We start from the raw sequence: 13,279 nt of genomic DNA on the forward strand, positions 1-13,279 counted from the left end.
GTTCAACTAACGCTCCTGCTGATGGTTCGGACCGAGGTGGTGATTACCCGTGGTCGAGTTACCTGCCTGACGGCCCTGCTGGATACCGCGGCGCAGATTGGTCAGCCGGCCGCGGACGTCATCGGGTGCACGCGAGACCTGGGGGCCGGCGCTGTGCGCCTGCTCCTGTGCGGTCCCGGGTACGAGGTTGGCCTTCGGCACACGCCGGGGAAGGCCTGAGGTGGTGACACCGCCGGCCGCGGGCTTGCGCACCCGCTCGGCCTGGCGCACCAGCTCGTCGTTGGGCGAGGTCCGCCAGGCGGCCCCGCCGTTCTGGCGGCCGTCGGCCGGGTCACCGGCCGGGCGCTGCCCCGGAGCGGGCTGCTGCGGCGCGACCGGGGGCTGCGCCTGCTGCTGCGCCTGCTGGGCCTGCTGCTGAGCCTGCTCCTGGTGGAACCAGTTGGTCTCGAGCGTGTCGTACAGCGGCGTACGGCCGTCGCCGGCGCCCGCCGGCGGCAGCGCCTCGGGACGCCGCGGCTGCTGGAGCTGCGGCTGCTGACCCTGTGGCTGCTGCCCCTGCGGCTGACGCTGCTGGGGCTGGACCGGCTCCGGGCGCGGGGCGCCGAAGTCGCCGTTGCCACCGCCGGTCCGCTGACGCGGGGCCGGCGGCTGCTGTGCCTGCTGCTGTGCCTGCGGTACGAAGGGCTGCCGGCCGAACTGCTGCTGCTGGCCGCCCTGGTAACCCTGCCCCTGCGGGGCCTGCTGCGGGCCGTCGAAGTCGGGACGCGCGAACTGACCGGTGGAACCGGGGCCCTGCGGGGCACCGAAGTCGGGGCGCGGGAACTGCGCCGTCGACGCCGGGTCCTGGACACCGCCCTGGTACACCTGCGGCGCCTGCTGCTGCGGGACCTGCTGCGGGCTGTTGAAGTCGGGCCGCGCGAACTGGCCGGTGGAACCGGGACCCTGGGGAGCCGGCGCCGCGAACGAGCCGGTCGTCTCCGGGTCCTCGTGACCCCGCGGGGAGTCCAGCGGGGACATCTCCTGCTGCGGGCGGGGCACCGGCTGCCGGCCCTGCTCGTTGCCCCAGCTCGCCCCCTGCGGACGCTGCTGCTGGGGGTTGCCCCCGGGCAGCTCGGCGCGCGGGAACTCGTATCCACCGGTCTGCTGGGCACCCTGACCCTGACCCTGCGGTGCGTGCTGCGGCGCGCCGGGTCCGGCCTGCGGGGAGCCCTGGCTGCCCCACACGTCCGTACGGGACGGGATGGCGCTCGCGGCGCCGCCGATGAGACCGCCACCGGGGCCCGGCCGCAGCGGGTCGCCGCTCTGCGGGGCCTGGGGGCCCTGCGGAAGCTGACCGGTCCGGTCGAGCGAGGCGTTCTGCGGCTGCGGGGTACGGGACTGCGGGCCACCGGCGAGCGGCGCGCCGTCACGGGCGGGCAGCGCGGCCCGGGGACCGCCCGTACCGACCTGGCCGCGCGGAGCGCCGCCGCCGAGCAGGCCGCCCGACGACGACGGGGCGCCACCCTGGCCCGGACGTCCGCCGGGACCACCGGCCGCGCCGGGACCGGCGGGGAGCCGGCCGCCCGGGGCGGAGGCGCCGGGCGGCATCGCGCCCTGGCCACCGGCACCCGGCTTGGGCATCGGCTTCTTGCCGCCCTGGGCGACGTCGACCGGCAGCATGACGAGCGCGGTGGTGCCGCCCGAGTCGGAGGGGCGCAGCTGGATGCGGATGCCGTGTCGCAGGGACAGGCGGCCGACCACGAAGAGACCCATGCGGCGGGAGACGGAGACGTCCACGGTGGGCGGCGAGGCGAGCCGCTCGTTGATCGCGGCGAGGTCCTCGGGGGAGAGGCCGATGCCGGTGTCGTGGATCTCGACGAGCACCCGGCCGTCGGGCAGGGCGTGACCGGTGACCCGGACCTTCGTCTGCGGCGAGGAGAACGAGGTGGCGTTCTCGAGCAGCTCGGCGAGGAGGTGGACGAGGTCGTTGACGACCCGGCCGGCGACCTCGGTCGCGGGCACCGAGGCGAGTTCGATGCGCTCGTACTGCTCCACCTCGGAGGCGGCGGCACGGAGCACGTCGACCAGCGGGACCGGGCGGGTCCAGCGGCGGCCGGGCTCCTCGCCGGCGAGGACGAGGAGGTTCTCACCGTTACGGCGCATACGCGTCGCGAGGTGGTCGAGCTTGAAGAGCGAGGACAGCTGGTCCGGGTCGGCCTCGCGCGACTCCAGCTCGGAGATGAGCGAGAGCTGACGCTGGATGAGGCCCTGGGAACGGCGCGAGAGGTTGGTGAACATCGCGTTGACGTTGCCCCGGAGGAGGGCCTGTTCGGCGGCGAGTCGGACGGCCTCGCGGTGCACGTCGTCGAAGGCCGCGGCCACCTGGCCGATCTCGTCCCGGGAGTGCACACCGACGGACTCGACGGAGGTGTCGACGTCCTGCGGGTCGGACTCGGAGAGCTGCTTGACGAGCTCGGGCAGACGTTCCTGGGCGACCTTGGTCGCGGTGTCCTGGAGCCGGCGCAGCGAGCGGATCATGGACCGGGCCACGACGAAGGCGCCGATGAGCGAGACGCCGAGGACGAGGAGGATCAGCGCACCGTTGACGATGGCGTCCCGCTGCGACTCCTGGCGGAGCTCACGGGCCAGGGTCTCCATGTCGCCGAGCAGACCGCGCTCGATGCGGTTCATGGTGGCGATCTTGGTGCCGTACTCGTCGGTGAAGTTGAGGTGACCGCGCCGGACGCCGGTCTTCATGGCGTTGTCCATGTTGAGGACACGCTCGGCGTACTTCTCGGCGGCGGTGATCGACGGGTTGCCGGAGTTCAGGGACGCGGTCCGCTCGTTGGCGTCGCCACCGGTCGACTCGTAGATCGCCTGGAAGGACTGGAGCTCGCGGCCCTCGGAGTTGAGCGCGGCCTCACCGTAGAGGCGGTCACCCTGCTGGATGTCGCCGGCGGTCCGGTCGCTCGGCGGCAGCGCCGCGGCGATGATCGCCTGCTGGATGGAGGCGTACTCCTTGGCGGACGAGAACGCGGCGAGCGCGCGGGTCCGCTTGATCATCTCGGGGTTGCTGGTCGCCTGGGCCATGTCCTGGGACAGGCTGAGCAGCGAGCGGATGAGACGGCTGTACGCCTCGACCGTCACCGAGTGGGAGACGTCCTTCTCGTAGGCGTTGCTCCGGATCGTGTGCAGACCGCTGACCTGCGAGGCGATCTGGTTGACGTTCTGCCGGATGCTGCGCAGCGCCTCGTCGCCCTCGGTGGCCGGGATGGCCTCCGTGGCCTGGAGGAAGGCCTTGTACTCCAGGTCCGTCTTCCGGCGCGGGTTGGCGACCTGGTAGTCGCTGACCGGGCGGCCGTTGGCGAGCGGACCCGCGGAGAGGTCGCGTTCGGACTGGAGGGCCTGCGCGAGGTCGGTGGCCTCACGGGTGAGCTTGGTGAGCAGCTGCATGTGGTCGAGCTGCTCCATGTCCTGGAGCGACTCGCTGATGCGGATGCCGCCCAGGGTGGTCGCCGCGACCACGGGGAGGGTGAGGAGCGCGACCAGGCGCGTGGAGATGCGCCAGTTGCGCAGGGCTATTCGAGGACCGACCTCGTTCTCGGCCCGGACCTTGGGGGGTGCGTCGGACGGCTCGGCGGCCGCGGCCGCGGCGCTCGTGCGCCTGCCGCCGTCACCGCCCTCGCCGGACGGCCCCTTTCCCTGGTTCGGGGTGTGCGAGGCCGAGGGACCGCGGTCGGTCCCGGCACGCGGTTCCTGCTCCGCCGGAGCATCCGCTCGGCCCTGACGGGCCTGGGGAGACCCCGAGCCATCCCTCTTGAAACGTCCCTGCACTAGCGTCGCAACCTCTGGACCAGGCGTCCTTCCGGATGAACGGAGAGGACGGTGTCGGTGTCAATCGGGGTGCGTGGAGGGCACCCCAGGTGGTCGTCGGTGACCGGCGCAGCTCCCCCTTCCCCGCCACTAGGCCGGCGCTGCGTTGCGCCCCCTGCGCGCCGGCTTGAAACCCGCGGCGGTGCGTGGAATTCCAGCACAGTGCCGGACCTCCAACAAGAGCTGCGTGTCGCGCCGCGGGAGCCATGACAACCCGTGCGCAGAGCGTCACCCCATGTAGAAGATGATCGCGGAGGATTCGGACTTTTCCTCTCCAATGACTGCGCGTACCCGTGTGTCCCAGTCGCCATGATCAGGAGCGGAATAGAGCATTCAGTGACGGAATGTCCCTTTCCGTGGCGACAGGCGACGGTCCGTAATGCCCGGTATATGTCACCCGTGGTGAGCAAACTCACACGATGATCGATGTCTTAGCCATGCATTCGAAGGGAATCGCATGTTTAGCCTGACGCTTTACACCCCCTCGCGCCCGAACGCGGCGCCCGTTCCGGAACAAGGTCAGATCACCGCGATGAAGACGACGACGCCCGGCACCACGGCCAACCCCCGCCGTTCCACCCTCGTCCACCTCTCGGACGCCGCAGACCTCGGCCGGGTCGCCCTGCCCGAGTACACGGCCGTGCTGCCGGCGAAGACGGCCAACCCGCGCCGCACCGTCCTCATGCAGCCCCCGGCCCCGTACCAGCCCCAGCCGTACGCCTCCGCGTCCCGCTGACGCCACCCCCGGAGCCACCCGCGTCATCCTTGTCACGGCCCCGGTGACATCGCCGGTCGGCCGCCCCGCGCCGCGTTAGCCTGGAGCGTCAGACTCCAGCCAGCACCAAGTGAGGGGCGACAGCACTCGTGCGCATCGCCAGATTCTCCATCGACGGCAATGTGGCCTTCGGCGCCGTCGAGGGCGAGGGAACCGTCGAATCCGGCGGCCTCGTCCTCGACATCATCAAGGGCATCCCGTACACCGACTTCGAGCTCAGCGGCACCAAGGTCCCGCTGAGCAAGGTACGGCTCCTGCCGCCCGTGCTCCCCAACAAGGTCGTGGCCATCGGCCGCAACTACGCGGAGCACGCCGCCGAACTCGGCAACGAGGTCCCCGACGTCCCCGTCGCCTTCTTCAAGCCCACCACCTCGGTGATCGGCCCCGGCGACGCCATCGAGTACCCCTCCTTCTCCGACGAGCTGCACCACGAGGCCGAACTGGCCGTGGTGATCGGCCGGATGTGCCGCGAGGTGCCCCGCGAGCGCGTGAAGGACGTCATCTTCGGCTACACCTGCGCCAATGACGTCACCGCCCGCGACGCCCAGCGGCGCGAGAAGCAGTGGGCCCGCGCCAAGGGCTTCGACACCTCCTGCCCGCTGGGACCCTGGGTCGAGACGGACCTGAGCATCGCCGACGCCGGCGACCTGACCGTCCAGGCCACGGTCAACGGCGAGCAGCGGCAGCTGGGTCGGACGGGCGACATGATCCGCTCCATCGAGGACCTGGTCGTCCACATCACCGAGGCCATGACGCTGCTCCCCGGAGACGTCATCCTCACCGGCACCCCCGCCGGGGTCGGCCCCCTCAACGTCGGCGACGAGGTCGCCGTCACCATCGAAGGCATCGGCACTCTCACCAATAGGGTGATCAAGCGTGGCTAACGCGAATATCCGCGTCCGTTTCTGTCCCTCGCCGACCGGCAACCCCCACGTGGGCCTGGTCCGCACCGCTCTCTTCAACTGGGCCTTCGCCCGGCACAACGAGGGCACCATGGTCTTCCGCATCGAGGACACCGACGCGGCGCGCGACTCCGAGGAGTCGTACGGCCAGCTGCTCGACTCCCTGAAGTGGCTCGGCCTCGACTGGGACGAGGGCCCGGAGATCGGCGGCCCGCACGCGCCCTACCGCCAGTCGCAGCGGATGGACATCTACAAGGACGTCGCCGACAAGCTGCTCGCGGGCGGCTACGCGTACCCCTGCTACTGCACCACCGAGGAGCTCGACGAGCGCCGCGCCGCCGCCCGCGCCGCAGGCCGCCCCTCCGGCTACGACGGCCACTGCCGTGACCTCACCGACGAGCAGAAGGCCGCGTACGAGGCCGAGGGCCGCGCGTCGATCGTCCGGTTCCGGATGCCCGACGAGCCCATCACCTTCACCGACCTGGTCCGCGGCGAGCTCACCTTCACCCCGGAGAACGTGCCGGACTACGGCATCCTCCGGGCCAACGGCGCCCCGCTCTACACCCTGGTCAACCCGGTCGACGACGCCCTGATGGAGATCACCCACGTCCTGCGCGGCGAGGACCTGCTCTCCTCCACCCCCCGCCAGGTCGCGCTCTACAAGGCGCTCATCGAGCTGGGCGTCGCCAAGGAGATCCCCTCCTTCGGCCACCTGCCGTACGTGATGGGCGAGGGCAACAAGAAGCTCTCCAAGCGCGACCCCGAGGCCTCCCTCAACCTCTACCGGGAGCGCGGCTTCCTCCCCGAGGGGCTGCTGAACTACCTCTCGCTCCTCGGCTGGTCCTTCTCGGCCGACCAGGACATCTTCACCATCCCCGAGATGGTGGCGAAGTTCGACATCGCCGAGGTCAACGCCAACCCGGCGCGCTTCGACCTCAAGAAGGCCGAGTCGATCAACGCCGACCACATCCGCATGCTCGACGTGAAGGCGTTCGCCGAGGCCTGCGAGCCCTGGCTGCGGGCCCCCTTCGCGAACTGGGCGCCCGAGGACTTCGACCGGACCGCCTGGGAGGCCATCGCGCCGCACGCCCAGACCCGTGTCACCGTCCTCTCGGACATCACGGCCAACGTGGACTTCCTCTTCCTGTCGGAGCCGGTCTTCGACCAGCCCTCGTGGGACAAGGCGATGAAGGGCGAGCCCGCGGCCCTCCTCACCACCGCCCGCGAGAAGCTCGAAGGCGCCGACTGGAGCGACCCCGAGTCCCTCAAGAACGCCGTGCTGGCCGCCGGCGAGGCTCACGGCCTCAAGCTCGGCAAGGCGCAGGCCCCGGTCCGCGTGGCCGTCACCGGCCGCACGGTCGGCCTGCCGCTCTTCGAGTCCCTGGAGATCCTGGGCAAGGAGAAGACTCTCGCCCGCGTCGACGCGGCTCTGGCGAAGCTGGCTGTCTGACGGCTTCCGGTAGGCGACGAGGGGCGGTGGCCGACGAGGCCGCCGCCCCTCGCTGTCGTACCCGCCGCCTAGGCTCGGCCCATGAACGCGACCCCACCGGACTGCGCCCGCTGGTTCACGCCGGGAGCCACCCTCCCGCCCGGGGGCGGCAGGGACGCCGCCCTCACCGTGACGGACCTCGGAGAGCTCGGCCTGCCCACCGGGCGGCTGGTGGCCTGCGACCCGATCGTCCACCTCGGGGACGACGACGAGCGGCCCGCGCCCTTCACCGTCACGGTCCCGCCCGGGAGGTACCCGGTCCAGACCGTCGTGGCCGATGTCGAGCACCCCTTCCGGAACCGCGTGATCGCCGCCGCCCGGCTGCTGGTCCGGGACGCCCCCGCCGCCCACTGGGAGCCCGCCCTGGTCCCCGGCCAGGACCCGGCGGACCTCGCCGACGGAGACTTCTTCGGCTACGGCGTGGACGCCGGCGTCGGCTGCTTCCTCGACGCCTCCGCCCACCACGCCTTCCCCGGCACCGAGGACGAGGAGGGCGTCGTCTGGGAGGCGATGGACGGCGGGCCGCCCGGGCCGACGGCCTTCCTCGCCGAGGGGGTGGAGGGCCACACCGTCGCCGTCTTCGGCTCGGGCTGGGGCGACGGCTGCTATCCGACCTGGATCGGCCGCGCCGCCGACGGCGGGGTCGTCTGTTTCGTCACCGACTTCCGCGTCCTCCGCTTCGCCCCCGCCCGACCCCTCCCGAGCGGTACGGTCGGTCCATGACCATCCGCGCCGTGCTGTGGGACGTCGACGACACGATCTTCGACTACGCCCGCGCCGACCACGCCGGCATGAGCGCGCACCTGACGGCCGAGGGCCTGGTCGACGGATACGCGTCCGTCGACCAGGCCCTCGGCCGTTGGCGGGAGCTCACGGCGATCCACTGGCGCATCTTCGAGGCCGGCGGGGTCGACTTCCAGGAGCAGCGGCGCGAGCGCGTCCGGGACTTCCTGGGGGAGCCGGGCCTGACCGCCGCGGAGGCGGACGGCTGGTTCGAGCGGTACGTCTCCCACTACGAGGCGGCCTGGGAACTCTTCCCCGACGCGCTCCCCGTCCTGGACCTGCTGGCCGATGACTATCGTCACGGGATTCTGTCCAACTCCAGCCTGCACAACCAGGACCGGAAGCTGCGGGTCCTGGGCGTACGGGACCGCTTCGAGGCCGTCCTGTGCGCGGCGGAGCTCGGGGTGGCCAAGCCGGCCCCGGAGGCCTTCCACGCCGCCTGCACCGCTCTTGACCTGCGCCCGGACGAGGTGGCGTACGTGGGGGACCAGCCGGACATCGACGCCAGAGGCGCGGTGGAGGCGGGGCTGCGGGGTATCTGGCTGGACCGCGCGGACATCGGCGGCAGGCCCGAGTTGAACCGGATCACGGACCTCCGCCAGCTCCCGGCCCTGCTCGGCGCGCATACCCGTTTTGGAGCACCGTCCACCTTCGGGTAATGTTCTTCCTGCGCCGAGGGGAACAAGCCGAAAGGCAAGAACCCGGAAAGCGCAAGCCGAGCAAGATCCTCCCTGGTGGGGACGTTGCCCCGGTGGCCTATGGTGTAATTGGCAGCACGACGGTTTCTGGTTCCGTTAGTCTTGGTTCGAGTCCAGGTAGGCCAGCTCGCAGAGCTTTATCTGCAATCGTGGATGGCATCCACAAAGCCCCCGTTGTGTAGCGGCCTAGCACGCCGCCCTCTCAAGGCGGTAGCGCCGGTTCGAATCCGGTCGGGGGTACTGATCCATCCTGTAGATCACTTGGGTAGCTCCCGGTGAATCTACGGTGACATCACCCGGTCTCGACCGGGTGGGATCGCTAGGGCCCCCGTTGTGTAGCGGCCTAGCACGCCGCCCTCTCAAGGCGGTAGCGCCGGTTCGAATCCGGTCGGGGGTACGGTGTAACCACCATGGCCTATGGTGTAATTGGCAACACTACGGTTTCTGGTACCGTCATTCTTGGTTCGAGTCCAGGTAGGCCAGCTCGCAGAGCTTTATCTGCACCGCGGATCTGATCCGCAAGGCCCCCGTTGTGTAGCGGCCTAGCACGCCGCCCTCTCAAGGCGGTAGCGCCGGTTCGAATCCGGTCGGGGGTACAGAACGAAGAAGCCCTTCCCTTCGGGGGAGGGCTTCTTCGCTGTTCGGCGTCCCGGACGCAACTCCGGCCCACCGCTGCGGCGTTGAAGCGGTGGGCCGGTACGAACAGAGGGCAGGGAGAACGTCAGCCGGTGCGGCGGAGAGCCTCGGAGAGACGGGCCGCGGCGTCGATGACGGCCTGGGCGTGCATACGGCCCGGGTGGCGCGTCAGACGCTCGATCGGACCGGAGACCGAGACGGCGGCCACCACGCGGTTCGACGGGCCGCGTACGGGCGCGGAGACGGACGCGACGCCCGGCTCCCGCTCACCGATCGACTGGGCCCAGCCGCGGCGCCGTACGCCCGAGAGGGCCGTCGCCGTGAAGCGGGCGCCCTGGAGACCGCGGTGGAGTCGCTCGGGCTCCTCCCAGGCCATCAGGATCTGCGCCGAGGAGCCGGCCTTCATCGTCAGCGTCGAGCCGACCGGGACGGTGTCCCGGAGGCCCGAGAGACGCTCGGCCGCCGCCACGCAGATGCGCATGTCGCCCTGCCGGCGGTAGAGCTGGGCGCTCTCGCCGGTGACGTCGCGCAGATGCGTCAGCACCGGGCCCGCGGTCGCGAGCAGGCGGTCCTCGCCGGCCGCGGCGGCGAGCTCCGCGAGGCGCGGTCCGAGGATGAACCGGCCCTGCATGTCACGCGCCACCATCCGGTGGTGTTCCAGTGCCACGGCCAGTCGGTGTGCCGTGGGTCGTGCGAGTCCCGTCGCCGCGACCAGTCCTGCGAGGGTGGCCGGACCGGACTCCAGGGCGCTCAGGACAAGGGCTGCCTTGTCGAGAACGCCTACGCCGCTAGAGTTGTCCATGCAACGATATTCGCGTCTCACTCTGTGAAACGCAAGTTCAATTTCCTGCGGAACTTGTCACTCTGGTGAGGCGGCCGCACAACGGCCCGCGAAACGGGTCTCTAGTTGTGCCGGCGTAGACGTCGGCCGGAGGGAAAGCGATGGGTAGGACACTCGCGGAGAAGGTCTGGGACGACCATGTCGTCCGGCGCGCCGAGGGCGAGCCCGACCTCCTCTTCATCGATCTGCACCTGCTGCACGAGGTGACCAGCCCCCAGGCCTTCGACGGCCTGCGCCAGAACGGCCGGCAGGTGCGGCGCCTCGACCTCACCATCGCCACCGAGGACCACAACACCCCGACCCTCGACATCGACAAGCCGATCGCCGACCCGGTCTCCCGCGCGCAGCTGGAGACCCTCCGGAAGAACTGTGCCGACTTCGGCGTCCGCCTGCACCCGCTGGGCGACGTCGAGCAGGGCGTCGTCCACGTGGTGGGACCGCAGCTGGGCCTGACCCAGCCCGGCACCACCGTCGTCTGCGGCGACTCGCACACCTCCACGCACGGCGCCTTCGGCGCGCTGGCGTTCGGCATCGGCACCAGCCAGGTCGAGCACGTGCTCGCCACCCAGACGCTGCCGCTGGCCCGCCCCAAGACCATGGCGATCACGATCGACGGCGAACTGCCCGAGGACGTCACCGCCAAGGACCTGATCCTGGCGATCATCGCCAAGATCGGCACCGGCGGCGGCCAGGGCTACATCCTGGAGTACCGCGGCTCCGCCATCGAGAAGCTCTCGATGGAGGCCCGGATGACCATCTGCAACATGTCGATCGAGGCCGGCGCCCGCGCGGGCATGATCGCCCCCGACGAGACCACCTTCGCCTATCTGGAGGGCCGCGCCCACGCCCCCGAGGGCGAGGACTGGGACGCCGCCGTCGCGTACTGGAAGACCCTGAGGTCCGACGAGGACGCGGTCTTCGACGCCGAGGTCGTCATCGACGCCGCCTCCCTGGCGCCGTTCGTCACCTGGGGCACCAACCCGGGCCAGGGCGCGCCGCTTTCGGCGAACGTCCCCGACCCGGCTTCGTACGAAGACGCTTCGGAGCGCCTGGCCGCCGAAAAGGCCCTGGAGTACATGGGGTTGACCGCCGGACAGCCGCTGCGCGACATCAAGGTCGACACCGTCTTCGTAGGCTCCTGCACCAACGGCCGCATCGAGGACCTGCGCAACGCCGCCGCCCTGCTGGAGGGCCGCAAGGTCGCCGACGGCGTCCGCATGCTGGTCGTTCCCGGCTCGGTGCGCGTCGCCCTGCAGGCCGTCGAGGAGGGTCTGGACAAGGTCTTCAAGGAGTCGGGCGCCGAATGGCGGCACGCGGGCTGCTCGATGTGTCTGGGCATGAACCCCGACCAACTGGCTCCCGGTGAGCGCTCCGCGTCCACCTCCAACCGCAACTTCGAGGGCCGGCAGGGCAAGGGCGGCCGGACCCACCTGGTCTCGCCCCAGGTCGCCGCCGCCACCGCCGTCCTGGGCCATCTGGCCTCCCCGGCCGATCTGTCCGACGTCGCCACCACCGCGGGGGTCTGAGGAACCATGGAAGCTTTCACCACGCACACCGGCCGGGCCGTCCCGCTGCGCCGCAGCAACGTCGACACCGACCAGATCATCCCGGCGCACTGGCTCAAGAAGGTCACCCGCGACGGCTTCGAGGACGGCCTCTTCGAGGCCTGGCGCAAGGACTCCGAGTTCATCCTCAACCGCCCCGAGCGGCAGGGTGCCTCGGTCCTGGTCGCCGGCCCCGACTTCGGCACCGGCTCCTCCCGTGAGCACGCCGTCTGGGCGCTCCAGAACTACGGCTTCCAGACCGTGATCTCCGCCCGCTTCGCCGACATCTTCCGCGGCAACTCGCTGAAGAACGGGCTGCTCACCGTGGTCCTGCCGCAGGAGACGGTCGACGCGCTCTGGGAGCTGACCGAGGCCGATCCGACCGCCGAGGTCACCGTCGACCTGGAGCGCCGCAAGGTCCTGGCCGCCGGGATCGACGCCGACTTCGAGCTCGACGAGAACGCCCGCTGGCGGCTCCTGAACGGCCTCGACGACATCAGCCTCACCCTTCAGAACGAAGCCGACATCGCGGCGTACGAGGCGTCACGACCGGCCTTCAAGCCCCGTACAATTACGGTCTGAGCAGCGCTTTTCCACGACTGCGCCCCCCACCGCCCGGTGGGGGGCGCAGTCGCTTGTTGAGACCCTGTCGGGCGACAACTCGCCCTAGATGGCACAATCGGTGCATGGAACGCGACAGCCAACTCGAGCTCTACGAGTCAGTCGCCGCCCGATTGAAGGAAGCGCACACAAGAGTGCGCTCACTGCAAGTCCCGGAGGGCGTACGGATGGCGCTGTCCCGGAAGCTGCTGGTCGTGACGGCCGCGGCGAAGCACGATCTCAAGGACGCGGCTACGCGTCTGGACCGGTTGATGAAGGACCTCGACGAGGGCCGATTCCCAGAGGACGACTGACACCAAGAACTCCGCAGCGGATCTTCCGCGTTGCGGCACTAGGGTGATTAGCCCGTTTCGTGTTTGATTTGCGGTATATACATGCCTAACGTGCGAAAAAGCTTGAACACTTTCGTTCTGGCAATGTCTCCGAAGGGGAAGACGTGAACAAGGCGCAGCTCGTAGAAGCGATTGCCGACAAGATGGGCGGTCGCCAGCAGGCCGCCGAAGCCGTCGACCACGTGCTCGACGCCATCGTGCGTGCCGTGGTCGCCGGCGACCGGGTCTCGGTGACGGGTTTCGGCTCGTTCGAGAAGGTCGACCGTCCGGCCCGCTACGCCCGCAACCCGCAGACGGGTGAGCGGGTGCGGGTCAAGAAGACCTCGGTCCCGCGCTTCCGTGCCGGTCAGGGCTTCAAGGACCTGGTCAGCGGCTCGAAGAAGCTCCCCAAGGGCGGCGAGGTCTCCGTCAAGAAGGCCCCCAAGGGCAGCCTGACCGGTGGCGCCTCCGCCACCGTGAAGAAGGCCGCCGCCAAGAAGGCGACCACCGCCAAGCGGGCCGCCGCGAAGAAGGCGACCCCCGCGAAGAAGGTCACCGCGGCCGCCGCCAAGAAGGCGACCCCCGCGAAGAAGACCACCACGGCCGCCGCCAAGAAGGCGACCCCGGCCAAGAAGGCCACCACGGCCGCGGCGAAGAAGACCTCCGCCGCCGCCAAGAAGACCACCACGGCCGCCGCCAAGAAGGCGACCAAGGTCACGGCCAAGAAGACCGCGCCGGCCGCGAAGAAGGCCACGGCGACGAAGGCGCCCGCCAAGAAGACGACGGCGCGCAAGACGACCGCCAAGAAGGCCGCCGCCAAGAAGTAG

11 protein-coding genes and 5 tRNA genes are annotated in these 13,279 nt (G+C 70.4%); 14 read left to right on the forward strand and 2 right to left on the reverse strand.

Features of this window, described 5'->3' with window-relative positions:
- Positions 1–6: 6 nt before the first annotated feature.
- Complete coding sequence (locus OG392_RS25940) at positions 7–3,813, reverse strand: sensor histidine kinase (RefSeq protein WP_329283429.1); 3,807 nt, start codon at positions 3,811–3,813, stop codon at positions 7–9.
- 571 nt (positions 3,814–4,384) lie between these two features.
- Between OG392_RS25940 and OG392_RS25945 the strand changes: the two genes are divergently transcribed.
- The 10 genes from OG392_RS25945 (at position 4,385) to OG392_RS25990 (ending at position 9,095) form a co-directional block, all read left to right on the forward strand.
- A complete protein-coding gene (locus tag OG392_RS25945) occupies positions 4,385–4,588 on the forward strand; it encodes a hypothetical protein (RefSeq protein ID WP_329283431.1) in 204 nt (67 codons plus the stop codon).
- A 128-nt stretch (positions 4,589–4,716) separates the two neighbouring features.
- Complete coding sequence (locus tag OG392_RS25950; RefSeq protein ID WP_329283434.1) at positions 4,717–5,511, forward strand: fumarylacetoacetate hydrolase family protein; 795 nt, start codon at positions 4,717–4,719, stop codon at positions 5,509–5,511.
- Positions 5,504–6,979 (forward strand): glutamate--tRNA ligase, encoded by a 1,476-nt coding sequence (gltX, locus tag OG392_RS25955; RefSeq protein ID WP_329283436.1) that lies wholly within the window; start codon positions 5,504–5,506, stop codon positions 6,977–6,979. Before OG392_RS25950 ends, gltX begins: the two co-directional genes overlap by 8 nt.
- A gap of 81 nt (positions 6,980–7,060) precedes the next feature.
- Positions 7,061–7,741 carry a DUF4241 domain-containing protein gene (locus OG392_RS25960; RefSeq protein WP_329283439.1) on the forward strand — a complete coding sequence of 227 codons (681 nt, stop codon included), beginning with the start codon at positions 7,061–7,063 and terminating at the stop codon, positions 7,739–7,741.
- Positions 7,738–8,460: an HAD family hydrolase gene (locus OG392_RS25965; RefSeq protein WP_329283440.1), complete on the forward strand. Its 723-nt coding sequence runs from the start codon at positions 7,738–7,740 to the stop codon at positions 8,458–8,460. The genes OG392_RS25960 and OG392_RS25965 overlap by 4 nt, the downstream gene beginning before the upstream one ends.
- A 93-nt stretch (positions 8,461–8,553) precedes the next feature.
- Positions 8,554–8,625 (forward strand) — tRNA-Gln (locus tag OG392_RS25970).
- Positions 8,626–8,666: 41 nt separating this feature from the next.
- Positions 8,667–8,739, forward strand: a tRNA-Glu gene (locus tag OG392_RS25975).
- A gap of 84 nt (positions 8,740–8,823) precedes the next feature.
- A tRNA-Glu gene (locus OG392_RS25980) sits at positions 8,824–8,896 on the forward strand.
- Between the two features lie 14 nt (positions 8,897–8,910).
- Positions 8,911–8,982: transfer RNA gene (locus tag OG392_RS25985), tRNA-Gln, on the forward strand.
- A 40-nt stretch (positions 8,983–9,022) separates the two neighbouring features.
- Positions 9,023–9,095, forward strand: a tRNA-Glu gene (locus OG392_RS25990).
- Positions 9,096–9,220: 125 nt separating this feature from the next.
- Here the strand turns inward: OG392_RS25990 and ndgR are convergent.
- Positions 9,221–9,937, reverse strand: a complete 717-nt coding sequence (gene ndgR / locus OG392_RS25995; protein WP_015036427.1) for an IclR family transcriptional regulator NdgR — start codon at positions 9,935–9,937, stop codon at positions 9,221–9,223.
- A 140-nt stretch (positions 9,938–10,077) separates the two neighbouring features.
- Here ndgR and leuC point away from each other — a divergent pair, with 140 nt between their 5' ends.
- From leuC to OG392_RS26015, 4 genes are all read left to right on the forward strand, one after another.
- The gene (gene leuC, locus OG392_RS26000) at positions 10,078–11,502 is read left to right on the forward strand and encodes a 3-isopropylmalate dehydratase large subunit (RefSeq protein WP_329283442.1); all 1,425 of its coding nucleotides are present in this window, start codon (positions 10,078–10,080) and stop codon (positions 11,500–11,502) included.
- Positions 11,503–11,508: 6 nt separating this feature from the next.
- A complete protein-coding gene (leuD, locus tag OG392_RS26005) occupies positions 11,509–12,102 on the forward strand; it encodes a 3-isopropylmalate dehydratase small subunit (protein WP_329283444.1) in 594 nt (197 codons plus the stop codon).
- Between the two features lie 104 nt (positions 12,103–12,206).
- A complete protein-coding gene (locus OG392_RS26010; RefSeq protein WP_030325570.1) occupies positions 12,207–12,434 on the forward strand; it encodes a hypothetical protein in 228 nt (75 codons plus the stop codon).
- 143 nt (positions 12,435–12,577) lie between these two features.
- Positions 12,578–13,279, forward strand: a complete 702-nt coding sequence (locus tag OG392_RS26015) for an HU family DNA-binding protein (RefSeq protein ID WP_329283446.1) — start codon at positions 12,578–12,580, stop codon at positions 13,277–13,279.

Source organism: Streptomyces sp. NBC_00691 (genome assembly GCF_036226665.1).
Classification (GTDB): Bacteria; Actinomycetota; Actinomycetes; order Streptomycetales; family Streptomycetaceae; genus Streptomyces.

Excerpts from the sequence above, each read along its gene's own strand:
- OG392_RS25945 (WP_329283431.1), top strand. The coding sequence starts at position 4,385 with ATGAAGACGACGACGCCCGGCACCACGGCCAACCCCCGCCGTTCCACC.
- OG392_RS25960 (WP_329283439.1), top strand. The coding sequence starts at position 7,061 with ATGAACGCGACCCCACCGGACTGCGCCCGCTGGTTCACGCCGGGAGCC.
- OG392_RS25965 (WP_329283440.1), top strand. The coding sequence starts at position 7,738 with ATGACCATCCGCGCCGTGCTGTGGGACGTCGACGACACGATCTTCGAC.
- ndgR (WP_015036427.1), bottom strand. The coding sequence starts at position 9,937 with ATGGACAACTCTAGCGGCGTAGGCGTTCTCGACAAGGCAGCCCTTGTC.
- leuC (WP_329283442.1), top strand. The coding sequence starts at position 10,078 with ATGGGTAGGACACTCGCGGAGAAGGTCTGGGACGACCATGTCGTCCGG.
- leuD (WP_329283444.1), top strand. The coding sequence starts at position 11,509 with ATGGAAGCTTTCACCACGCACACCGGCCGGGCCGTCCCGCTGCGCCGC.
- OG392_RS26010 (WP_030325570.1), top strand. The coding sequence starts at position 12,207 with ATGGAACGCGACAGCCAACTCGAGCTCTACGAGTCAGTCGCCGCCCGA.